General features: G+C 35.3%; 18 protein-coding genes and 1 pseudogene. 6 read left to right on the top strand and 13 right to left on the bottom strand.

Translation table 11 applies throughout. The features are described from left to right. Positions 1-6: 6 nt before the first annotated feature. Entirely contained in the window at positions 7-765 is a 759-nt protein-coding gene (locus tag MHB39_RS06980; protein WP_258860424.1) for a glucose 1-dehydrogenase, read from the bottom strand. A 164-nt stretch (positions 766-929) separates the two neighbouring features. Here MHB39_RS06980 and MHB39_RS06975 point away from each other — a divergent pair, with 164 nt between their 5' ends. The 3 genes from MHB39_RS06975 (at position 930) to MHB39_RS06965 (ending at position 4182) form a co-directional block, all read left to right on the top strand. Continuing rightward, entirely contained in the window at positions 930-2111 is a 1182-nt protein-coding gene (locus MHB39_RS06975) for an AraC family transcriptional regulator (RefSeq protein ID WP_342546071.1), read from the top strand. 134 nt (positions 2112-2245) lie between these two features. Next, positions 2246-3244 (top strand): permease, encoded by a 999-nt coding sequence (locus tag MHB39_RS06970; protein ID WP_312127129.1) that lies wholly within the window; start codon positions 2246-2248, stop codon positions 3242-3244. Between the two features lie 11 nt (positions 3245-3255). Then, positions 3256-4182, top strand: coding sequence for a TIGR03943 family protein (locus tag MHB39_RS06965; RefSeq protein WP_342546070.1), 927 nt, complete (start codon positions 3256-3258; stop codon positions 4180-4182). A 34-nt stretch (positions 4183-4216) separates the two neighbouring features. On the opposite strand, the gene MHB39_RS06960 is transcribed toward MHB39_RS06965, so the two are convergent. The 11 genes from MHB39_RS06960 to MHB39_RS06910 all read right to left on the bottom strand — a co-directional run bounded on the left by MHB39_RS06960 (position 4217) and on the right by MHB39_RS06910 (position 16422). After that, complete coding sequence (locus MHB39_RS06960; protein WP_342546893.1) at positions 4217-5479, bottom strand: NtaA/DmoA family FMN-dependent monooxygenase; 1263 nt, start codon at positions 5477-5479, stop codon at positions 4217-4219. 473 nt (positions 5480-5952) lie between these two features. Continuing rightward, on the bottom strand, positions 5953-7089 hold the full coding sequence (locus tag MHB39_RS06955) for a CamS family sex pheromone protein (RefSeq protein WP_342546069.1): 1137 nt from the start codon (positions 7087-7089) through the stop codon (positions 5953-5955). Positions 7090-7318: 229 nt separating this feature from the next. After that, positions 7319-7714: a VOC family protein gene (locus tag MHB39_RS06950; protein ID WP_016995501.1), complete on the bottom strand. Its 396-nt coding sequence runs from the start codon at positions 7712-7714 to the stop codon at positions 7319-7321. Positions 7715-7977: 263 nt separating this feature from the next. Continuing rightward, positions 7978-8895 (bottom strand): serine hydrolase, encoded by a 918-nt coding sequence (locus MHB39_RS06945; protein ID WP_016995500.1) that lies wholly within the window; start codon positions 8893-8895, stop codon positions 7978-7980. Positions 8896-8983: 88 nt separating this feature from the next. Further along, entirely contained in the window at positions 8984-10078 is a 1095-nt protein-coding gene (locus tag MHB39_RS06940; protein WP_342546892.1) for a HAMP domain-containing sensor histidine kinase, read from the bottom strand. 22 nt (positions 10079-10100) lie between these two features. Beyond that, positions 10101-10793 carry a VanR-ABDEGLN family response regulator transcription factor gene (vanR, locus tag MHB39_RS06935; RefSeq protein ID WP_164835479.1) on the bottom strand — a complete coding sequence of 231 codons (693 nt, stop codon included), beginning with the start codon at positions 10791-10793 and terminating at the stop codon, positions 10101-10103. A 259-nt stretch (positions 10794-11052) separates the two neighbouring features. After that, positions 11053-11655, bottom strand: a complete 603-nt coding sequence (locus MHB39_RS06930; RefSeq protein WP_016995498.1) for a pyridoxamine 5'-phosphate oxidase family protein — start codon at positions 11653-11655, stop codon at positions 11053-11055. Positions 11656-11871: 216 nt separating this feature from the next. Continuing rightward, positions 11872-12657 (bottom strand): DUF817 domain-containing protein, encoded by a 786-nt coding sequence (locus tag MHB39_RS06925; RefSeq protein ID WP_258860416.1) that lies wholly within the window; start codon positions 12655-12657, stop codon positions 11872-11874. A gap of 202 nt (positions 12658-12859) precedes the next feature. After that, positions 12860-14287 carry an amino acid permease gene (locus MHB39_RS06920; RefSeq protein WP_342546068.1) on the bottom strand — a complete coding sequence of 476 codons (1428 nt, stop codon included), beginning with the start codon at positions 14285-14287 and terminating at the stop codon, positions 12860-12862. A 267-nt stretch (positions 14288-14554) separates the two neighbouring features. Next, entirely contained in the window at positions 14555-15460 is a 906-nt protein-coding gene (gene rocF / locus MHB39_RS06915) for an arginase (RefSeq protein ID WP_036079979.1), read from the bottom strand. Positions 15461-15834: 374 nt separating this feature from the next. Then, positions 15835-16422, bottom strand: a complete 588-nt coding sequence (locus MHB39_RS06910) for a TetR/AcrR family transcriptional regulator (protein WP_016994825.1) — start codon at positions 16420-16422, stop codon at positions 15835-15837. Positions 16423-16548: 126 nt separating this feature from the next. Between MHB39_RS06910 and MHB39_RS06905 the strand changes: the two genes are divergently transcribed. Beyond that, positions 16549-17541 (top strand): acryloyl-CoA reductase, encoded by a 993-nt coding sequence (locus MHB39_RS06905; protein WP_339280699.1) that lies wholly within the window; start codon positions 16549-16551, stop codon positions 17539-17541. A 279-nt stretch (positions 17542-17820) separates the two neighbouring features. Further along, a complete protein-coding gene (locus MHB39_RS06900; protein WP_342546067.1) occupies positions 17821-18948 on the top strand; it encodes an acyltransferase in 1128 nt (375 codons plus the stop codon). Positions 18949-19139: 191 nt separating this feature from the next. Here the strand turns inward: MHB39_RS06900 and MHB39_RS06895 are convergent, their stop codons facing one another. Continuing rightward, entirely contained in the window at positions 19140-21620 is a 2481-nt protein-coding gene (locus MHB39_RS06895; protein WP_342546066.1) for an S-layer homology domain-containing protein, read from the bottom strand. An 830-nt stretch (positions 21621-22450) separates the two neighbouring features. Between MHB39_RS06895 and MHB39_RS06890 the strand changes: the two are divergent. Further along, positions 22451-23070 (top strand): annotated as a pseudogene (locus MHB39_RS06890) (flavin reductase family protein). Positions 23071-23344 lie beyond the last annotated feature (274 nt).

The raw sequence follows: 23344 nt of genomic DNA, 5'->3' as shown, positions 1-23344 counted from the left end.
CTTTCATTATAAAGTTAAGCCACCATCAACTAATACGATGGAGCCTGTCATATAGCTTGCTTTGTCCGATGCTAGGAACACAACCATTTCTGCTAATTCCTCTGGTTTCGCATAGCGTCCCATTCTCATGTTTGGAATTTCCTCTGGCACATAGCCACCTGTTTCAAACATGGCCGTTACACTGTTTGTTAATGCCGTTTCTACTCCACCTGGACAAATACCATTGATACGGATACCTTTTTTTACATACTCTAAAGAGGCAGATTTTGTTAAACCAACTACTGCATGCTTACTTGCTGAATAGACAGCCATACTATGCTCACTACGAACACCCGCTGTCGAAGCTGTATTAATAATAGAGCCGCTTCCTTGTCCCTCCATTACTTTTAAAACATGTTTTAAGCCAAGGAATACACCCTTCACATTGATTGACATAATACGGTCATATTCTGCATCTTCAATCTCTGTTAGTGGAGAAATTTTCTGAATAACCCCAGCATTATTGAAAAATATATCAATGCGTCCATACGTATCAACAGCCGCATTGACATATTTCTGAACGTCTTCACTTTTTGAAACGTCAGCCTGAACGAAGATACCTTCTCCACCTTGTTCTTTAATCAAGCTTACTGTTTCTTCTCCTGTTTCTTTGTTGAAATCCACTACTACCACTTTTGCGCCATTGCTAGCAAGTTTCAAACTACTGGCTCTTCCAATACCGCTTCCTGCGCCCGTTACTACTGCAATTTTATTTAAAAGATCCATCTTCTCTTCCTCCCTAACATTTTGAAGTCACTATCTATTTTATTGCTACTTCCCCTTCATTTATTGTATTATTCTACACAAAATAGTACTTTCTCAATGTCTATCCAATAAAAATGTAAATGCTTTCATTTTGATAGCACCATTACGAACTGAGGTATAGGAACATGAAAATTACCACTATCGATCTTCAATACATAAGCCAATTAATCTATGAAACACACCATCTTCCAGTCACTTATATTAATTCATTGGGGGAAATAATTTTTGACTATTCATCAGCAAATAATTCATCTTACATTTCTTTAAAGGAGCAGCTCAAAACATATCCTTACCATACAAATTCAAATGATTATCCAATTTTTTTCTCTTATGCTGAATTTAATTTCTTCTATATTAACTTGAAGACAGATGATCAATATTTAGGGGCAATTGTAGTTGGTCCTTCCTTTTCTGCAGAAGTGGAAAATATAAAGGCAAATGTTAATCAAGAGCTGATCCCTATTCTTCATTATCAACAAAGTTTAGCCATTAGTTTATTTGTGTATTACTCCATCTATCAAAAGAAATTAAATAAAACAGCTGTCATTTATCACAACCAGGCATTAAAACCTCTCATTCGTCATGAGGAAAATACGGCGCTTGAGCTCTCCCATGCAAGAAGAAATGATATTATTCATACAAACCTTTACTACGAAAAAATATTGTTAGACAATGTGAAAAATGGGCGTATGGAGAAATTAAATGAAGTTTTGAATTATTCTATAGTCGAGCAAGCAGAACTTGGAATACTTTCAAAACGCAATAATTTAAGAAGTATTCAATATTTAATGATTACAGGAATTGCACTTATTTGCCGTGCAGCGATTGAGGGTGGATTAAATGAAGAAACAGCCTTTACATTAAATGATTTTTACATTCAAAAGCTAGAGGATCAAAACAGCTTAATCGATATTCTTTCGTTAATGGAGGAGGCTATTTACGACTTTACAAGCCGTGTATCGCAAACCAATAAAATGAAATATTCAGCACCCATTACTACCTGTATCCATTATATTGAAAATCAATTATATGGGGATCTAACACTCGACCAGCTTTCAGCTATTTGCCATCTAAGCCCCAACTATCTTTCATCTTTATTTAAAAAGGAAGTAGGGACTTCCTTTAGTGAATACATTCAGCAGCAAAGGATTGATGAGGCGAAAAAACTCTTAACATTTACCAACTATCCAATCCTAGATATCGGCTCATTACTTAATTTCACAGATCAAAGCTATTTCATTAAAGTTTTCAAAAAATTTACAGGGATCACTCCTAAACAATATAGAACTAAGTATTCTCATAAATAATTCGTTATAGAGGGAAAGTAAAAAGAAGGTAGGAATCAACTTTTACTTTCTCTTTCCTTTTTTGAAGTACTAACCATAACCTCTATGTCATACCCTGTATTAAAACGTAACCATTACACTTTAAGGAGGTCTATGTGGAACGTCTCCATTTTTCTAAATATGTATTGAATTTTTGGTTCCTTTTCATTTTATTCATAGGCATGCTACCCCTACTGTTATTCAACGTCTCAGCACTAAACGACCTTAGTTCCTCTCTACTCAATTTAAATACGATATTTTTAAGTATTTTAATTGAAGCATTACCATTTGTCTTAATTGGAATACTGATTGCAGGCTTTATTCAGATTTTTATTACAGAGGAACATATCCAAAGGTGGATTCCTCGAAATCCTGTGATGGCTGTTATCATGAGTTGTTTTGTAGGTGCATTATTTCCAGCCTGTGAATGTGGGATTGTTCCGATTGTTAGAAGATTGATTGCCAAAGGCGTACCAATACATGCAGCTATGGGTTTTATGTTAACTGGTCCACTTATTAACCCTATTGTTATTCTTTCTACCTATATGGCATTTGGCAATGATTTAAGAATAGCGAGCCTTCGAATGCTCGTTGGCTTTGTCATTGCTATTGTAGTAGCATTACTTATCAGCTTGTTTTTCAAAGGCTCACAATTTAAGGTCTCCTTACAGTCCTACTCATTGACAACCACTAGTCAACAAACATCCTTCATCACTAAACTAGCAAATATGGTCAAGCATGCCATCGATGAATTTTTTGATATGGGCAAATACTTAATAATTGGGGCATTTTTAGCTGCCTTTGTACAAACCTATGTATCTACGAAAACACTCGTAGCCATTGGAGATGGTGATTCCTCCTCCATTCTAGTTATGATGGGCTTAGCCTTCATTCTGTCACTTTGTTCAGAGGCAGATGCCTTTATTGGCGCATCCTTTAGTGCCATTTTCTCCACTCCATCCATTCTGGCCTTTCTTATTTTTGGCCCTATGATCGATTTGAAAAATACCATTATGTTGATGAGCGTATTTCGCTTAAAATTTGTATTTTGGTTAATCGCCTTAGTGGCTACAGTCGTCTACATTAGTATATGGATTCTTTCAGCGTATCTCTAAGGGGGAAAACCATGAAATTTCATGTTCAACTAGCGATAAGAGCCTTACTGTTACTTGCCTTTTCAGCTATGATAGCCAACCTGCATTGGACCGGTGAACTAACAAAATTCATCAACCAGAAATATGAAGGGCTGAGTAAAACAGCCGCCATTTTGTTTTTTATACTATTTCTTGTTCAAGTGACAAGAGTAATATCTTTTTCAAAGGCTCCCCATTCATGTGATCAAGCAGGACAAGCTTGCTGCTCCCATCACGACCAAGGTCACTCAGCCTTTACACGTAAAAAAATGATTGCTTACCTTATTATCATGACACCAATAATGACAGGCTTCTTCGTGCCAGCAAAAATTTTAGATGCTGCCATCGCTGATAAAAAAGGTGGTGCCTCTATTCTCACCCAGCAAAATCAATCAGCTAAAATAGAGGATTACCTCACTTCAAATGAAACGATTGATGAAAACATCTCTGATGAGCATGAAGCTGATCCCCGACTGACGGAGGAAAAACTGGAAATGACAAAAAAGCAATATGACAAATTAAAGCAACAGCTATCCCAACAATCTATGCTGAAAATGACCGATGAGGACTATACAATCTACTATGAGGAAATTAACCAAAATTTAGAAAACTATTTAGGGAAGAAAATACAGCTGAAGGGCTTTGTTTTAAAAGAAGAAAGTTTTACAGAAAACCAACTAGTTATTTCAAGATTTCTCATTACACATTGTGTTGCCGATGCAAGTATCGTCGGCTTTCTGACAGAATTTCCGGAGGCTCCCACTCTCACAGAAGATACATGGATTGAAGTAGTTGGTACAATTAGTCAAACAACATATGAGGGTGCAAGCTTACCTGTTATCCATATTGATGATTGGGTAACAATTGAACAACCCGAATCCCCTTATCTTTATCCTATCAATATTCGAATGAGTTTCTAGCAATAAAAGGGCAAAGCTTATGGCTTGCCCTTTTTCAGCTATTAATGGGGGATCGCCCATCTAAGCCTAAATGGGAACGTAATGTGCTCCCTTCATATTCCGCTCTGAATAACCCCCGCTCTACTAACAGGGGAATAACGTCGCTAAAGAACAAATCTAAAGATTTCGCAGGGCCACCTGGTACAGCAATAAAGCCATCCAATGCACCTTCTTTATAAAAAGTAACGATTTGATCGACAATATCCTGTGGTGTACCGATTGCTACAAGGTGGGCTGAGCCAATTACCTCTGGACGTGCTAACAATACCGCGACAGTTGGTTCATTATTTAAAATATAACGACGTACCAAATCTGCATGTGTTTTACTACGTACTTTTTGATCTTGTGGTGGTAGCATATCAACCGTTACCTGATCTTCAAGTGACAAATGACGAATATCCATACCAATCACAGATTCTAACGCACTGTAGCGTCGCTCAAGTGTTAAATGTGCATGTGCTTGTCGGTGCATTTCGAGTGCTTCTTCATATGTATCACCTATAAAGAAATAGAGCCCCGGTAATACGCGAATATCGTCGGCTGAACGACCTACTTCTATAGCACGCTGACGCAAATCATTCCGCATCTCAATGCCCACCTCCATAGCTGGTGTAGCAGCGAAAATCGCATTGGAAACAGTAGCCGCAAATTGACGCCCAACATCCGACGCACCTGCTTGGAAGAGCGGAATCTCTCCTGCTGGATGCATAGGGAGATTTAGGGGACCTTTAATATGGTAAAACTCTCCCTCATGCTCAATTGCCTTGACAAGCTCTTTTATTTTTTCTATATTCCCATCCGTTTCTAACACTTCATAGGGATGACTATGCCATAGCTGCTTGACCACCTCTGTACATTCTGCCGCTTTAGCATAACGCGCCTCTGAAGAAGGCATAGGCTCGTTGCTGAAATTATGTGCTCCATCTATAGAGGTCACGATATTCCATCCCACTCGCCCATCACTAATCCAATTCAAAGACTGCAATTGACGCGCAATCAGATAAGGTGGCGTAAATGATGTGGAAATCGTTGTTACTAAGCCAATCTGTTTCGTTTCTCTTGCCACCATCGCCATTAAAAAGCTAGGATCTATGCCAACTGTACCTTTCATTTTAGCCATTAATTCTGGATGAGCTATTAAATAATCGGCCTTAAATACAAAATCTAATTTCGCTGCCTCAGCACGCTGTGCAAATGCGATATGATCATCTATAAACGCGCCCTTTTTGGCATGATTACTGTAAACAGCTAAATGCATTCCAATAATAAGATGTCTTTTCATTGCTACTCCCCCTCCCTTTAAATGAAAATGATTATCATTCGTGGCAGAGATTGCAATGAAATACTTTTTAAGTTTTGAAGGTCATTTACAAATGAAAAATAGGCACTCCATTTTAACGAGCACCCAAACTAAATTTACCAGTAAGTTAGATAAAGGCATTATTGTATTGATATTAAAGTAGTAAAGTCGGAGGAACCATGAGAAAATTTGCCTCTTTTTTATATTTCCACGTGATGAGCATCATATATAGCTGATCATATAAACAGTTTGTCTATTCCGCCTACCCTAGCTGCTACTGCTGAAGAACCTCATTCTACTAACACAGCTGTCAAAGTGATGGAATGGATGATGGTTCTCCCATGCTTCTTTCAACACCTGCTACTCTTCCAACAGGTCAGGGTTCAATGAGCTTTAATTACAGTAGATATAACCCTTTAGCTTTTTTCTATTCAAATAGGTGATGCAAAAATTTGTTTTTCCGTTGGGTCCCAGAGAACAATTCCAACATCCTGCTTCTGATCGATTACCCGAATGGTAATGGGAATATAGTCAAATAAAATTGTATTTATTTTTGTACTAGTGAGCTGTAACAAGCCAATTAATTCAATATCATTAACCAGTGGAACATGTATTTCTAGATTAATATCTGTTAATTTACCATCTTCATAACGAAGTTTTCCCATGATTTTAGGATTTAAATGTTTAAATCCACCTTGAATATCCTCTTTAAAAATTAATAATTTATTATACATATTTTGGTCCAAACTATATAAAGCATCTGATGGGAATATATAATGCTTTTTATCTATATCAAACCATTTTGTTATGGTATCTGCATCTTTCGGAATAAAGGTTTCAGCTAAAAATATGCCTGGCATAATATCGTTTATATTAGATTCTTGATATAAAGCTAAATAAATAGGAACTCTCGGATACTTTTCATTTTTTCTAATATCCTCAAGAATCCTTTTAGCTACTTCCTTCCCATAATTTTTAACATCGTTGATATCATCATTATTTTGGTCTACTTTCACTTGGCCTGTGTAAATTAAACCATTGGCATCGGAAACTCGTATATCATAAAATTCATTTAACGAGATCGCGATCGATAGTCCCTCTACTTTGTTATTTTCTTTATTAATAAAATTTTGTTCTAATACATGTGAGAGAATCAAAGGATACTTTTTTTCATCCTCTAGCACATTGTCACTGCTCGTTTCGATGGCTGGGTTTAACCCAATACCTTCATCTGTTTTTCTGCTTAACCATTGACTGATCGTTTTCTCTTCCAGATATTGACCTTCCTGCATATAAAACTTTTCTGTTGAAACATGATTCACCGATAAATTCATGAGTCCTCTTTCAATTTCATTAATATTTAAAGCATTATTCATATTTTTGATGATTGAACCTCTAGCAATATTGACTTTTGCAGGCTGTTGAATCTCATAGACTTCCTTTTTCTGAATCGATGAAATATACTTTTTCTCATTAGCAGTAACATTTTCGTCCTCACTACTACAAGATGCTAAAATCAATATTGGTGCGAATAAAAATAACATAAGCCTACTTTTTTTCATTGCCATTTCTCCTTGAATGCTATGTATCGCTTGATAACTTCTCTATTTCAACCATACCAAATTTACCAAAATAAAACATTATATATTTACAATTCTCCCCATGTACCTATCAGGTGATCAAAAAAGACCTATGCTCGCTTTCTCGAACATAGGTCTTTCTGCTTTATATTTTTTTCATCTGATTAAGAGCGACTCTAACCTTACCTTCCTGTCAAGGCGATTTCACCCCTCAATACTATTTAGCATTTTTATCAGGCTGATGAATACCAAATACATTGCCTTCTGTATCAATATAGTAGCCTTGCCATGCCATCCCTGGTAATGCATACTTAGGCATGGCTACTTTACCACCGTTTTCAAGAATTTTTGCTTCCGTTACATCATAGCTTTCAACGCCCATTGTACAAGCAAAGCCATTCAATGCTTGGTTTGTTTCTGGTGGAGGACCTTGGCGTTGCATTAAAGCACCGTTAATGCCAAGTTCATCATCTTCACCTGTCACGGCACCGAAGTAAGGCATTCCTGCATATTCACTCCAGTCCTGAAATGACCACCCAAATACTTTCCCATAAAAATCCTTTGCCCGCTCCATATCACTTACATGAATTTCAAAATGAACTAATCTCCCCATAATATCCTCCTTAAAGATGAAAGTTTTGATCATATTTACTATATATCATTTTTCTGAAGATTAAAATTAATAAATTATTTTTGTAATACCAACAACACGTTGATTTATAGAGAATTATATGGAATCTCCCAACTATTAATCAATTCTATTATTACTATAATCACAATAGAAATTTTCTATAATATAACTACAAAAATGCGTGATTAGAAAATGAAATATTCTCCAATCACACACTATTAGGGGCTAGCCATTTAGTAATGAAGTTATAATTGACTATATACCGACATAGCATCAGTAATATTATATTGCTCCGTTCTCGGGTTGCCGTCCGCTCCTACTGTCACTAACACATATTCTTGTCCATTTATAAGAGCTAAGCTTGCTAAACATAAGCCTGCATCTTCTGTATAGCCAGTTTTCCCACCTAAGATTTCTCCTCCTGGCAATATACTTGACGGCATATGTTGAAACATGCGACTGGTAAAAGTAATGCCTTCAGGATGAAGGTTTGTTGATTTTATAGAATATCTTTCTGCTGTATAAACATTTCGAAACTCATCGTTTGTTAAGGCGTATTGTAAAAGTAAAGACATATCCTTTACAGTTGTATAATGATCTGAATGGTGCAGTCCAGTTGTATTCACAAAGTGCGTATTTTTCATGCCTAGCTGCTGCGCCTTTTCGTTCATCAGTTTCACGAATCCACGTTCTGACCCCGCAACATATTCAGCTAAACCTAGTGATGCCTCTGCACCTGATGGCAACATGGAGCCATACAATAAATCTTCTAATGTCAGCTTTTCATTTGGGAGAAATCCAGCTACTGAAGCATTTTCCTCTATTAAATCCTGAAAGATATGTTTAGGTAAAATGATTTCTTCTTGTAAATTGGAGATCTGCTCAATCGCGACTAGTACCGTCATCATTTTTGTCAAAGAAGCCGGATAAATCTTTTCCTCACTTTTTTTATCTAAGAGAATTTGATTTTCATCCAAATTCACTAAAATTGCATTCGAACTGTATATATCAAGATCAAGCATATGCTGACTGGAAGTTTGTACTACTTTTGGTGCATGATCTATTTCCTGACGTAAAGCCATTGGCGATTCTTTCAATAGTAAATAAATAAATATCATCACGAATAAAAACAATAAACTCAATATACCTTTTCTCTTGAACATAAAAACAACTCCTTCTCTTTATGCTTTTATTCAACCATAAAAAAAGGAGCTTATTTTTAATTTACTATTAGTGAATTCTTAAGGTTTCTTAAGAATTGGTGGGAATCATCACGGTGAATACGGTTGTATCATTACTAGAAGTTGCGGTAATCGTTCCGCCATGGGCCTGTACAATTTCATTAGAAATGGCTAAACCAAGCCCAGCACCTCCTGTTTGGGTAGACCTTGCACTATCTAAGCGGTAAAACTTCTCAAATATCATTTTTAATTTTTCAGGAGGGATCGTCTTCCCTGTATTCGTAAACGAAATAAATGTCTGATTATTTTCGCTTTGCGCACTAATTTCAATTGTACTATTTGGATCACTGTAGGCAATTGCATTTTTTAAAATATTATTAAATACCCTTGCTAATTTATTACCGTCTGCATAGATAGTAATATCTTTATCTATTTTGACGATGGCTTTTTGCCCCTTTGGTGCCAGCAATGGATAAAACTCGTCGGCCACTTGCATTAACATATGATGTAAAGGAATAGGATCTTTCTCTAAAATGATAGATTGTAAATTAAATCGGGTTATTTCAAAAAATTCATTGATTAGTTGTTCCAGTCTATAAGATTTTTCTAATGTAATCGTCACATATTTTTCTTTCTGCTCTACAGGCATATCCCTCGCTTCATCTAAAAGACTTAAGTAGCCAATAATGGAGGTTAAGGGTGTTTTAATATCATGCGCTAAATAGACAACTAAATCATTCTTTCGTTGCTCCGCTTCTTGCGCATCCCTTGCACGCTTTTCTAATTTATATTTGACGTTATTTAATTTTTTCTCCAAAAAGTCGAGTTCAGCTGGGAGCTCAATTTCCTTCCCTGACTCATCTGCAAGCATCGTGATACTTGAACTAATTTGATGAAAATATCGGGTAAATCGAGACAAGGCGATATAAAAAATAATCAACAATAATAAAATAAATCCTATGGCTAGCCAAAGCGGTTTATTTTGTCGAAATAACACATGATAGGCACTACTTGCGGCATAATAATCAAGCTGCAAGACATTTTCACAAAAGGCAATAAAAGCATCTGCAAAGGGAGCTTGTAAGACCCCATCAATAAATGCAAAATTAATAAAAAAGCCTATGATGCTTGCGATGACAAGTATCGAAATAATTTGTAGAACCATTTTCCTTTTCAGTTTACCAAACTCATTTTTCAATGGTATACCCCACTCCCCAAACCGTTTTAATATACTTTGGGTTCTCCGCAGAATCTTTCATTTTTTCCCGTAAATGTCGAATATGAACCATTACCGTATTATTGCTGCTAAAGTACTTTTCCCCCCATATTTCTTGGAATAATTGCTCTGAGCTAATAACTGTTCCTCGATTTGCACATAAATACCAAAGTATAGCGAATTCCGTAGGTGTAAGGGATATAGGCCTTTCATTTAAAAAGACTTGCCGTGTGTTTTTGTTAATCACCAGGCCAGCAAAATCAATGATATCTTCATGTTGCTTCGAGCCCTGGTTGTACAAGGTAAATCTTCGTATTTGCGCCTTTACACGAGCAACCAACTCCAATGGACGAAATGGCTTTGTTATATAATCATCTGCTCCTAGAGAGAACCCATTAATTTTATCAATTTCTTCTTCCTTTGCCGTAAGCATTATCACTGGAAAATTCAATGTTTCTCGTATTTTTCTTAAAATAGTAAAGCCATCTATATCAGGCATCATAATATCCAGCACAGCTAGATCTACATTTTCATGCTCGATACATGCCAAAGCCTCTTGCGCTGTATAATATTTAAATACATGATAGTTTTCATTTTTCAAGTAAAGTTCTATTAAATCTGCAATTTCCTTTTCATCGTCAACAACTAATATATTCAACTGTATTGCCCTCTCCTTCTCCCCACTTGTTTTCCAATGATTTTTCACAGGCATTATAGCACTTACGTATGACTATATCTATTAATAAGGTAGTACCTTTGAAAGCTAATGAAAAAAGTAGAGATGGAATACTTCTTTCCAACTCTACTTGCGATAGTTTATGTTAGCAAAGGGGCTACACGAAAAAAATATTCAAGTTATTTTCCTCAGGATACGCTATAGCTTAATAATGAACGATTACTACACAAACAATAGGCTTAGCCTTTCATGTTTCTCGTGATTCATTTGTTGGATTGATTGCTGTAGCAGTAGATTTTCTACTCATATCCTGTGTTACCACTCTGCCTGAGTAATATAGCATTTGTTTATTTAATTTATTCTCTTTTGCAGTTAAATTGGTTGGCTTCACTTTCAGAACAAGCGTTTTGCTCCCTAAAGATGATTGATATTTATCGATATGCTTTTTTGACAAAGGCGCTTGGTAATAATCTGGTACATATTTATCAAGCATGGCCTGCATAGCAGCAGTAGCTTCATTTAAATCTGTGACAATTTCCACCAAGCCATTTGCGATTATGCTCATATAAGCCGTATCAGTCTTAGCTGGAATGGGATCTACCATTGTTCCATAATTTTCACTTACTGTGATACATGCATTTTGATTGGTTGCTAGAATGTCTATTTTTCTTCCCTCGTTGGCACCGTGGAAATAAAAACTTCCGTCTTTGTAGACATAATTTAGCGGAATAACATATGGCATATGTTGTTCCACTAAACCAAGAAATGCAGTTTGGGCACCTTCTAAAAATTGCTTAATTTGTTTGTCGTCTGTACAAGCTCTATTGATCATCCGAATATTTGTTACCATGATCATTCCCCCCATCCTCTTCTAAAAAGGAGTCTACAGCAGTATTGCACACTAAAAAAGGGACAGTTTGATGAAAGGGAATGGGTACAAAGGTAAAAATACTAGTTTATCAGAAACCCATACTATTTCACTTAGAAGCTTTGCAAATCTCTAAGTGTTATATTTAATAGTTCATCGCAAATATCATTCAACAAATGAATGTCATATAGTGAATTATTATTTCTCCAAATTTTCACCTGCATCACGATAGAATAATTTAAGTTGTGCAACAATCATAATGCTAATGACTACAAGTAAAAACCATGAACTGATTTTACCGAAATGAACAATCGACCAAGACACCTCCTGATTCGGATATGACCATGCTCCAAAAAACGTTGCAATATTCTCCGCAATCCAAATGAAAAAGCCAATCAAAAAGAACGATACAACGATGGGCATTTTAAAGACTTTGTTCCGTACGGTAAATTTTACAATAGTACGATAAAACACAATAAATAGTAGTGCCATTAACAGCCATCTAAAATCATAAATAAAATGGTGTGTGAAAAAATTTAAGTAGATAACGGCTCCAAGTGGAATAGCTACATAACTTTTTGGCCAACTTACAATTTTTAAATCAAACCTACGCCAGGCTTGGCAAATATAACTTGCCACACTCGCATACATAAATCCACTATATAAAGGCACACCCCCTATTTTTGTCCACGCTTCTTCAGGATATGACCATGAATTGAAATTCACTTTATATAGTTCGAGCACGAGCCCAATAATGTGAAACAAGCAAATGACTTTTATTTCATCCTTTGTTTCTAAACCAAATTTATACATCAAGTACTGAGTCAATAGACAGATAACCAGAATAAAGTCATATCTTCCTACCCCAGGTATTTGAATGGCTTTAGAGAGTGCAAGTGTAGCAAATATCACAACAGGAAAAATACAAGATAATGATTGATGATACGTAAAGACTCCTAAGTCTTTAATAAAATTCTTCAACATGAATCCACCTCAAATCAACTTGTTCATAATTTAATGCTTCTTGTATGAAGAATAAACGATAAATTATCTAATTTCAATATTTATTTATCGAAAAACGATAAATTTTTTCTTTTAATATCGAAACTATTTCTAGTTAAATACGTCTTTGTTGTTCTTTATTTATGAAGAAAAGAGTAGCCACATAAGCAGCTACTCTTTGAAATTAAAGATATATTTTTTGATTTAATTTTAATTGGACTTCTTGCTGATTTATTTCTAAGTTCGTCACTTTTTTCACTTTTAAATAATAAACGATATAACATCCAATGAAGAATGCACCACCACAGTAGAGTGCTAAACGTTGTGCTGGATCAAAAGCCAAGCTTACCATTACAATACAGTTCGCTAATAAACCTAATATAGGGATCACTGGATACAATGGCGCTTTGAATTTTAAATCCTCTACTTTTCCTCCTTGACGTATATAGGAGCGTCTAAATGCAATTTGAGATGCTGTAATCGCAATCCAACCAATTTGTGCACCTAAGCCTGCTAGAGATAATAACCACACAAAGACTGTATTAGCAGCGAAGACACTTGACAGTAATGATAGACCTGCTACAGCGAGTGTGATTAGTAATGCATTCATTGGGATACCTCTTTTATTAACCTTCCCTAAAACGGGACTTGCCATCTTTTCGACAGATAGTGAGAACAGCATACGTGTTGCAGCATAAAGACCAGAGTTTGCGACAGATAATAAGGCTGTTAGGATAACAAAATTCATAATATCTGCTGCATATGGAATACCTATGCTATCTAATACGACTACAAATGGACTTTCCACAACCCCTGCTTTATCCATTGGTATCATAGCTGCAAGTACAAATACCGATAACACAAAGAAGAACAACGTACGCCAAACAGTTTGCTTAATAGATTTAGGGATAGTCTTTTCAGGATTTTCACTCTCCCCAGCAGCAATACCAATTAATTCTGTACCTTGGAATGAAAAATTCACGGTAATCATTGTAATAAGCAGTGCTGTTACGCCATTCGGAAATAGTCCACCCTCATAAAAATGAGTAAGGAAAGGTGCATTTGTTCCATCTTTCATATCGATTAGCCCAAACATAGCTGCTCCACCAACCGCAAGGAACATAATAATTGCTAATATCTTAATGCTGGAGAAAACAAATTCTGCTTCACCAAATGCTTTTGCTGATAAACCATTCAATACAAAGAGCAGTGCAGCAAATATTAGGCACCACATCCATACTGGTGAATCAGGGAACCATCTTTGCATAAGTTGTCCAGCTCCTAAAAATTCAAGAGCAACAGTTACTGCCCAACCTTGCCAGTATAGCCATCCAACGGCAAAACCAGTAGCAGGACCGATAAATTTCGTCGTGTACGTTTGGAACGAGCCTGATACCGGCATAGCAACAGACAATTCACCCAAACATAGCATTGTTAAATACATAACTGCTCCGCCTACTAAGTAAGCGAGGATGGCACCAGTTGGCCCAGCTTGGTTAATCGTGTAGCCTGATCCAAGAAAGAAACCAGTTCCAATACATCCGCCAAGTGAAATCATAAATAAGTGTCTTGCTTTCATACTTCTTTTTAATTCATATTGTTCTGCTGCCATAAAAAACTCCTTACATTCATTATCTTGTAAGCACTTTCTTTTTTTCGTGCAAAACAGATAACAATCTAAAATTTGAATGATTAATAGATAAACTGTTTTATATATTTTATGAACTGTCAATTTTCTGACAAAATAAAGGCTATTGATTAGCTAAATTGTATTGTAAACTGACTATAGGGAGAGCTACTTTCTTATAGTTGGTTGTCGCGACCTAATTTTTTAAGAAAGTTCTTCCTTTTGGGATACAAAATGACTTCTATTCATGGCTTAAAGTAATGTATCGCCAAATAGTGAGCTGATTAAAGCTACTGCAGCAATAGCCGTTTTATTGTATTGATCTAATACTGGGTTAGTTTCAACAAATTCTGCTGAAGTAATAATATTTGCTTCTGACAGCATTTCCATAGCCAAATGACTTTCACGATAGCTAATACCACCTGCTACGGGCGTACCTACACCTGGTGCATCATTTGGATCAAGTCCATCTAAATCTAATGATAGGTGAACACCGTCTGTACGCTCCTTTAAATAGTCAATCGTTTCTGACATCACTTTCGTCATTCCTAAACGATCAATTTCATGCATCGTGTATACTTTAATACCAATTTCCTTAATAAGTTTTTTTTCTCCTGGATCTAAATCACGAGCACCAATAATAACAACGTTTTCAGGCTTTACCTTTGGAGCATAGCCTCCGATATTTGTAAGTGCTGGATGCCCAAGGCCTAAGCTTACAGCTAAAGACATGCCATGGATATTTCCTGAAGGAGATGTTTCACCAGTATTTAAATCGCCATGGGCATCATACCAAATGACCCCTAGATTCTCATAATGCTTGGAAACTCCTGCTAATGTTCCAATAGCAATACTATGATCTCCACCTAATACTAAAGGAAAACGGTTTAAAGAAATTTCATGGTCTACTTTTTGGCCTAGCTTCTCGTTACTTTCTGTGACAGTTTTTAAATTTTTTAAGTTTGTCTTTCCTTCTGCGTCTTTATCTTCGTGTACGAAGTCAATAGTTAAATCTCCTTCGTCATAAATCGAATAACCAAGGCCCTCAAGTCGTTCAGTTACCCCCGCATATCTGATAGCACTTGGTCCCATATCTACGCCTCTTCTTGTTTGACCTAAATCCATGGGCACCCCAATAATTGTCACTTCTTTATTCATGATGTTTTCTCCTCTCCACTAATTACTTTCACAGTATAAAGAATTTGCAACATTGACTCAACTCGACATTTTTTTAAATTTTTATACAGTTTAAATTATTAAAAACATAGATTTATTCCTGTATAAACGAATGCATAAACGCTATTTCAATGCATAACAAAACATTTTTTTCCTTTTAAACGTGTTTTTTTGTAAGAAATTACTAAACAAAATATTAAAACTGTTCTTTTTTTATAGTTTTTTCCGAAAATTTCGTCGGTAATTTTATCTATAAATGCTATATATTAATAAATAATCTCTAAAACCATCCAATTTTTCTTCTTTTTTACGGCAAAAAAAGCCTTACTACAATAGTAATAAGGCTTTTCAATCACCTATTTTAATAATCGCACAATACTATTCAAACAGGTTTCTTTATAAAATTTATGTTGTTCTTCTAAATCGCAGGTTAACCACTGGATTAATGAACCATCAATTATTGCCCTCATCATTTTTGCATAGGTTAAGGAATGAATGTCTGGACTAAAAACCCCTTCACTTTTTCCTAATTCAATAATTTCTTGTCCAATTCTCCAGCAATTCTCATAAAATTTTAAGTTAATTTTTTTGTACTCTTCATTGCTATTTGCCTGAGCTAAAAAATCTAAATAAACGCTGTAAAATTTTTTATTTTCTATAGGGGATACAAAAACAGCATTTAAGTAGGCCTGGAGCTTGTCTATAGCTGTTTGATGCTTGCCTATTTCTTGTATTTCATAGCTGTAGATTTTGCTCGTAGTGGATTCCAGTAATTCTAATAAAATGTTTTGTTTGCTTGTAAAGTAGTAGTGAACTACCCCTTTTGAGACACTGGCATGATTGGCTATGTCTTGTAGTGTAACCTTATCATACCCTAATTGTGAAACAGCGTTAAAGGCTGCTTTCATAATCTGTTTTTTACGTTCTTCCTCTTTCTTTTTCATAGGAGCCTCCGATGATTTGATAGAAGTTATTATACATGAAGAGTAGCAACAATCCAATTTTATGTTGACCGGTCAGAATAATTTTGTTACTGTTTAATGGAATAAAATTATAGGGGGACGTTTACGATGACGGTAGAAAATTTTAGTGCGTTAGTAGTCAATAAAGACGATGCATTTACAGTGAAAGTGAACGAGTTAACTTTAGAAGATCTACCAAAAGGTGAGGTTTTAATTAAAGTTAGTTATTCAGGTATTAATTATAAAGATAGTCTTGCCTCTATTCCTGATGGTAAAATCGTTACGTCTTATCCTTTTGTTCCTGGCATTGATTTAGCTGGGACTGTTGTTTCTTCTGAGGATTCTCGCTTTAAAATTGGTGATGAGGTCATCGCGACTAGCTATGAAATAGGTGTCTCTCATTTTGGTGGTTTTAGTGAATATGCTCGCATTCCAGCACAATGGATTGTACCGCTTCCAAAAGGACTTTCCCTCAAAGAGGCTATGGTAATTGGTACTGCAGGATTTACAGCTGCATTATCTGTTCAAAAGTTAGAGGAAAATGGTATTCATCCTGAAAAGGGAAAAATTCTTGTGACAGGGGCTACTGGTGGTGTAGGTAGCTTTGCTGTCTCTATTCTTTCAACACTGGGTTATCAAGTTGAAGCGAGCACAGGAAAAGAATCTGAACATGAATATTTACAATCACTCGGAGCTACTACAATAGTAAATCGTGAAGAGGTTTATGATGGAAAGATTAGAGCATTAGGAAAACAAAAATGGGCTGCTGCTGTAGATTCTGTTGGTGGAGAGCCACTTGCCTCTTTATTAAGCCAAATTCAATATGGTGGGGCTGTTGCAAGTAGTGGTTTAACAGCAGGTACACAGCTTCCTACAAGTGTATTTCCCTTCATTTTAAGAGGCGTGAGTTTACTTGGAGTTGATTCTGTTTATTGCCCAATGGACATTCGATTGAACATTTGGCATCGATTAGCGACTGATTTCAAACCAGCAAACCTTAATGATTTCATTCAGCAAGAGGTAACACTACAACAACTTCCTGATGTTTTACCTATCTTACTGAAGGGTCAAGCAAGGGGCAGAATCCTTGTTACATTATAAGGAGTTTCATCAAGCCTCCTTCTCCATTGTATTTCCCAGAAAATAATTCTAGTTGTCAAATAAGCTACTACGCATAGCGAGCGTGGTAGCTTTTTTTATGGTTGACATCTCCCTGACATATATGCGCTTTATAGTAACTCATGAACGACCCACCTGTTTCCTTTAGACAAATTTAGGCACCTAAGCTTGTCTAAATTAGTACTAACAAGCATACCAATAGAGTATGTAGACAGCTTTCTGGGAATTCAATACTATAATTAAAATTTTGGAGATGAGCGTATGAAGCGAGCACATATTAATGAATTAAATATTACACGAGCATTCGCCATTCTAGCTGTCCTTCTTATTCATTCTACTAGTACCCCTGTAACGGCTTTATCTAGTGACTCAAAACTATATCCATTTTATGTATTTTTTAATATTTCCCCTAAATTCGCTGTTCCTGTTTTTATTTTCTTAAGTGGATTTGTATTATTTTACAATTATATACAAAAGGATTTAACAAAGGAGCTTATTAAAAATTTTTATAAAAAAAGAGTGACACAAATTCTCATTCCTTACCTCTTTTTTTCTATCTTTTATTATGTAGCGATGCAATTTTATGTGATATATGATTTAGCAGAAACTTGGCGCTCCCTATTTAGTATCGAATTTCTGGAAAAACTATTATTAGGCAAAGCGTATACCCATCTATACTATATTTTTATTATTGTCCAATTCTATCTTTTGTTCCCATTACTCCTATATATTTTAAAGAAAAAACCAGCCCTATCTCCTCATATAATTTTGATTGGCTTTGCTCTTCAATGGGTCTTTATTCTATTAAATGCGGAGTTTTGGCAGTATCCCTATAGAGGGAGTATCGCTTTCTCTTATCTCTTTTATTTCTTAACAGGGGCATTTTTAGGAATCTATTTTGAAAAATACAAAGGATGGCTTCAACTAAAAAAAGAAAATTTTCCTATCACGATACTTTTTTTGTGGTGTATATGGCTAAGTTCTACGATATATAATGTATATTTATATTTCTATGTTTATTCATCACAAACCTATCTAGTGAACAGCACCATATTTGAGCTAGTTTTTCAGCTACAATCTTTTACAGCCTGTATTGTCTTATTACAGCTTTCTTTCTGGATCTATGATAAATGGAACCAAGCTATTGTAAATGGCTTAATCAATCTAGGAACAGTATCATTTGGCATCTATCTACTACATCCATTTTTCCTTTTCCTTTATAGACAATTAAGTACTGGCGGTAATAGTATTATCTATCACCTTTGGAGCATTGGGGGCTTTATCTTTTCTCTCTTCGTTCCATGGATGGTCGTACTATTGATGGGCAGATTCTTTAAGTACCATTGGATTGCCTTTGGTCCTATCCCAAGCAAATTCCCTTACAAATAGCCGTTCTATATACACAGCCTGTTGTCGATTAGTTTCCGTCAACCGGCTATGTATTTCTTTGAGAGCCTATTTACCCTTGCTATATTTTAAAAAAATTTGGGTTTCTTCAGGGATACATTATTAATAAGAAGAAACTAATTAAAAAAGCCCTGTAGAGACCTCTCCACAGGGCATTTCAATGAACGATTTAATTATTTTGCAATTGAACCGTCTTTTACTTTGTTGTTATTAGCATCAACTAAGTTTGTAGATTTGAATTCAACTACAATGCTATCCGTTAAAGCGTAATCCGCTTTAGTTGTCACAGTTAATTTACCATTAGCTACAGCAGCTGAAGCAACCTCTACAGTTGAACCAGCAATTTTAACTGTTAAACCTGTTGGTGCAACTTGGTCAGCAATACTTTCAGTGAAGTCAACAGTAAATGTTTTGCTATCTACTACCGTTACTTTAGATGCTACAGGCACAATATTTTCTTTAAGTGCTACTAGAATTGTAGCTTTTCCACCTTTAAGTGTATTACCTTTTGTATCTACTACATTTTTAGCTTCAAGTACATAATTACCATTAGCAGTGATAGAACCTTCTGGTAAAGTGAATCGTACTTTTTTAGTACCATCTACAAATTGAAGTTGAGTGCCAGCAGGTAGCTCTTTTCCTCCAATTGTGTAGTTAGCAGGATTTGTTGCTGTTGCAGTCACATCTTTAGCATACTCAACTGTGAATACGTTATTGTCAGTTACAACAACTGGAGTAGCTCCGAATACTAATGAATCTGTTGGTGTTTCAGGTGTAGCTTCAAATACGCCTGTTGTTACATTGAAAGTAACAGTATCAGCAGTTACATTGCCAGCTAAATCTGAAACTGCTTTAGCAGATAATTCAAATGTGTATGTTGAATTGCTATCTAAATCAATGTCCACTTTTACAGTGTTTTTCTCTGCACCCTCGATTTTACCGTTACCATCTACATCGAAACCAGCAACAGCTTTTACTGCTGTTTCTTTCCCAGTAGTGTAAGCAATACCATTTTGAGTTTTAACTGTTAATTTACCATCTACTTTTACTGGTTCACTAAAAGTAAGGTATAAAGCATCTACGTCTGTAGTAGCATTTACATCATCAGCCACTAACATTTTAGAAGAAACAGCTACTAAAGTAGCAGGCGTTAAATCTTTAGAAAGAATAGCATTGAACTCAAATGCATCTCCAGCGTTACCAGCTAAATCTTTTTGACCTTCTACTTTAACATTGGTATTGATGAATGTAGCAGTACCTAATGCAGTTTTTGCATCAATTGTAAATACAGTTTTATCCTCTGCATCTTTAATATCAGCATCTGTTAAATAGAAAACAGTTGATCCAACAGTTACTTTTGCATACCCTTTAACTGTATTATCTTTATCAACAACAAAATCTTGTTTCTTTAATTCTTCTGAGAAATCGAAAGTGATTTCTGTACCGTTTACTGCTGTTGAAACAGTTGGTTTTGAGTTATCAACGTCTGCTTTAAGAACTGTGAAGTTAACAGCAATCGGATTTGCAATATTATTAGCAAAGTCAGTTGCACCAACGATGTCTACTTTGTAAGTTTGTTCAGCAGTTAAACCATTGATTGTTAATGTTTTACCAGATAAAGTGTAGCGATCCTTAGCAAGTTCAGCACCATTTAAGCTTACAGTTCCTTCACTTTGTACAAGCTCATCGAAAGTGATAACTGCTGTAGTACCTTTTGCTTCAACAGTATTTACACTTACAGGAGTAGTGTCTGCAAATGTGATCAATTTGTTAAACTCTTCTGTTAGAACTTTTGCATCTGCTTTTGTTTTGATTGGCTTTACAGTCACTTTGCCATTTGTTAATTTAATCTCTTTATCAGTTGTTAAAGTAACAGTCATTCCATCTTCAGATACTTTTGCATTCGTAATAGCTACACCTTCAATAGCATATTTCGCTGTCACTGCAGCATCTTTAGCATCAACAGCTGTATTGAACTTCACTTCCAATTCTTTTGCATTAAGTCCTTTTACAGAATCTACAGCTGGTGTTACCTCTTTAGTTGTTGCATCAATTGTACGTTTTACCATTGTAGCGAATTCTTCACGGCTGATTTTATCCTGTGGTGCTAATAATGACCCTTTACCATTGATTACACCATTTTCTACAGCTGTTTCTAAGTAAGATACAGCCCATTTAGAAGCTTTAGAAGCATCTGCAAATTGGCTAAGATCTGCTTTACCTGTTAATTGGTAACCTTGAACGATCACTTTAGCAGCTTGTTCTCTTGTTAATTGAGCTTTAGGCTCAAATTTACCATTGCCCATACCATCAAATAATTCTGGTGAAGTTGCAAGTACTGCGTTATAGAACCAGTCATTTTCATTTACATCAGAAAAATCTTCTGTGCCCGTAGCTTTTAAATCTAATGCTTTAGATAAAATTTCAGCAGCTTCTGCACGTGTAAGTGTACCAGCTGGGTTGAAGTTTCCTTTTTCATCGCCTTGGATGTAGCCTTTATCAGTTAAAAATTGTACAGCTTCTTTTGCCCAAGATGAAATGCTAGCTGCATCTTGAAATTCAGCAGCTGATGCTACTGGTACGATTGCTGATGCTACAAGTGCTGCTGTAGCTGTAGTTGCGAAAAATTTACGACCCTTGTTTTGTTTTGTCATAGTATATTCCTCCAGAATTTAAATAAATTATATTATTCTGTGAGAACAATATTATCGCGCTATTTAATTATAAAATTATAAAAATATGTATAAATCGTTCCCACAAATAATAATTTAACCAATTATATGTAAAGCAATCTTCTAAATTTTCCATGATTAAATATCCCAATCAAACTGTAATTTGCTTTACAACACAATAATATAACTTCATTACCAATAAATAAACGCTAAAAATAAGGTAATATTAATACTACATTGGCTATGTAGGGAATCTTTTCATAAAAAATTTCTAAAATAAGGAAACATTATGCTGAAGTGCGACAAAACAATCCATTTGGATGAATATTACAGACACCTATTTTTTTCTTCAATTTTGTTCTAGTATTTTTTTAATATAATAATAATTCCTTTAAACGCTTATTTTTATACTCCTTAAATTTCATCAGGATTCAAATATATGCAATTACTTATATAGATGAACTCATCTTTAGCGAAATTGGATTAAATGGATGGTATAGAAGAAAAATACTGATGCATGAATAACCGAGGCTCAAGTTTGGGAACAACAAAAGGAGATCGTTTAGGGGCTCTCACTATCTCAATATTATCGATAATGATTATCGTTGTTAATTAAAAATAAATCTTTAAATTCGAACTGAAAAACTACGGATATCTATCTAGTAGAAGAATGAAAAGTGTGAGCTTTATCTTTGCTCAATCGTTTTTTAGGTTGGGGCAATTGTTTGTAATCAACACTTCGATGAATGTCGAAATATTTATCTTTTACAATGGGTTCTGATAGTGAAAATATTTTGCGGGAGGAACTTATAATGAAAATAATGAAACAAATACCAAATACAAAAATAATAAACCCTAAAATTTTATATTATGGATTTCCTGTAATTTTACTGAGTACGTTAAATGAGGATGGTACAGTGAATATTAGCCCTTTATCTTCTTCTTGGGTATTAGGAGACTGTATTGTCTTAGGCATTGGACTTGGTGGAAAAGCAATTGAAAATTTAGAGCGACATCCTGAATGTGTCATTAATATTCCTGCCCCCTCTCTATGGGAGAACGTGGAACAGTTAGCTCCATACACAGGAAAAAATCCAGTTCCAGAATTTAAGAAACAGATTGGCTTTACATTCAGAAAAGAGAAACTTGATAGTAGTGGCTTAACACCTATTGGATCTACAACGGTTATTCCTACTCGAATTATGGAGTGTCCAATTCAAATCGAAGCCCAGGTAAACATATTCGCATCCCAGATTATTCTCCTAATTTTGCTATTGTTGAGACCCAAACGATACATGTTCATGCCCATGAGGATATAATTATAGAAGAAAATCATATTGATCCTAATAAATGGAGTCCTCTCATTTATAATTTTCGTCATTATTTTGGTTTGGGTAGCAACCTTGGTAACAACTTCCGTTCTGAGATCTAAACATTGGCATTAAAACATAGGGTTCACAAATAGTAAAAAAGACCAGGTTCTCATTTAAGCGCCTGGTTAGTTGTTTCATTAACTAATTGTGGTCAAGTTAAAATACTTGCTGTTCAGAGGGATATACTATCCAATGACAAAATGCTGATCAGGGCTATCGTTTGATAATTGGTCTTTTGCACTCAGTTGAGAATCACTTCAGTTTATTCTGTTCAAAAAAATTCTCTAAAGTTTTTAACGATTTCCTTTGCTTTTGTACGATATAAATAGTGAT

Source organism: Lysinibacillus sp. FSL K6-4013 (assembly GCF_038630435.1).
GTDB classification, from domain to species: domain Bacteria; phylum Bacillota; class Bacilli; order Bacillales_A; family Planococcaceae; genus Lysinibacillus; species Lysinibacillus boronitolerans.
The sequence above is the reverse complement of the archived record's forward strand: the minus strand, read 5'-3'. Positions and strand labels throughout refer to the sequence as shown.

Bases quoted from the DNA above. Each gene is read 5' to 3' on its own strand.
- MHB39_RS06980 (WP_258860424.1), bottom strand. From the start codon at position 765: ATGGATCTTTTAAATAAAATTGCAGTAGTAACGGGCGCAGGAAGCGGT.
- MHB39_RS06975 (WP_342546071.1), top strand. From the start codon at position 930: ATGAAAATTACCACTATCGATCTTCAATACATAAGCCAATTAATCTAT.
- MHB39_RS06965 (WP_342546070.1), top strand. From the start codon at position 3,256: ATGAAATTTCATGTTCAACTAGCGATAAGAGCCTTACTGTTACTTGCC.
- MHB39_RS06960 (WP_342546893.1), bottom strand. From the start codon at position 5,479: ATGCATTTAGCTGTTTACAGTAATCATGCCAAAAAGGGCGCGTTTATA.
- MHB39_RS06955 (WP_342546069.1), bottom strand. From the start codon at position 7,089: ATGGCAATGAAAAAAAGTAGGCTTATGTTATTTTTATTCGCACCAATA.
- MHB39_RS06950 (WP_016995501.1), bottom strand. From the start codon at position 7,714: ATGGGGAGATTAGTTCATTTTGAAATTCATGTAAGTGATATGGAGCGG.
- MHB39_RS06945 (WP_016995500.1), bottom strand. From the start codon at position 8,895: ATGTTCAAGAGAAAAGGTATATTGAGTTTATTGTTTTTATTCGTGATG.
- MHB39_RS06940 (WP_342546892.1), bottom strand. From the start codon at position 10,078: ATGGTTCTACAAATTATTTCGATACTTGTCATCGCAAGCATCATAGGC.
- MHB39_RS06930 (WP_016995498.1), bottom strand. From the start codon at position 11,655: ATGGTAACAAATATTCGGATGATCAATAGAGCTTGTACAGACGACAAA.
- MHB39_RS06925 (WP_258860416.1), bottom strand. From the start codon at position 12,657: ATGTTGAAGAATTTTATTAAAGACTTAGGAGTCTTTACGTATCATCAA.
- MHB39_RS06920 (WP_342546068.1), bottom strand. From the start codon at position 14,287: ATGGCAGCAGAACAATATGAATTAAAAAGAAGTATGAAAGCAAGACAC.
- rocF (WP_036079979.1), bottom strand. From the start codon at position 15,460: ATGAATAAAGAAGTGACAATTATTGGGGTGCCCATGGATTTAGGTCAA.
- MHB39_RS06910 (WP_016994825.1), bottom strand. From the start codon at position 16,422: ATGAAAAAGAAAGAGGAAGAACGTAAAAAACAGATTATGAAAGCAGCC.
- MHB39_RS06905 (WP_339280699.1), top strand. From the start codon at position 16,549: ATGACGGTAGAAAATTTTAGTGCGTTAGTAGTCAATAAAGACGATGCA.
- MHB39_RS06900 (WP_342546067.1), top strand. From the start codon at position 17,821: ATGAAGCGAGCACATATTAATGAATTAAATATTACACGAGCATTCGCC.
- MHB39_RS06895 (WP_342546066.1), bottom strand. From the start codon at position 21,620: ATGACAAAACAAAACAAGGGTCGTAAATTTTTCGCAACTACAGCTACA.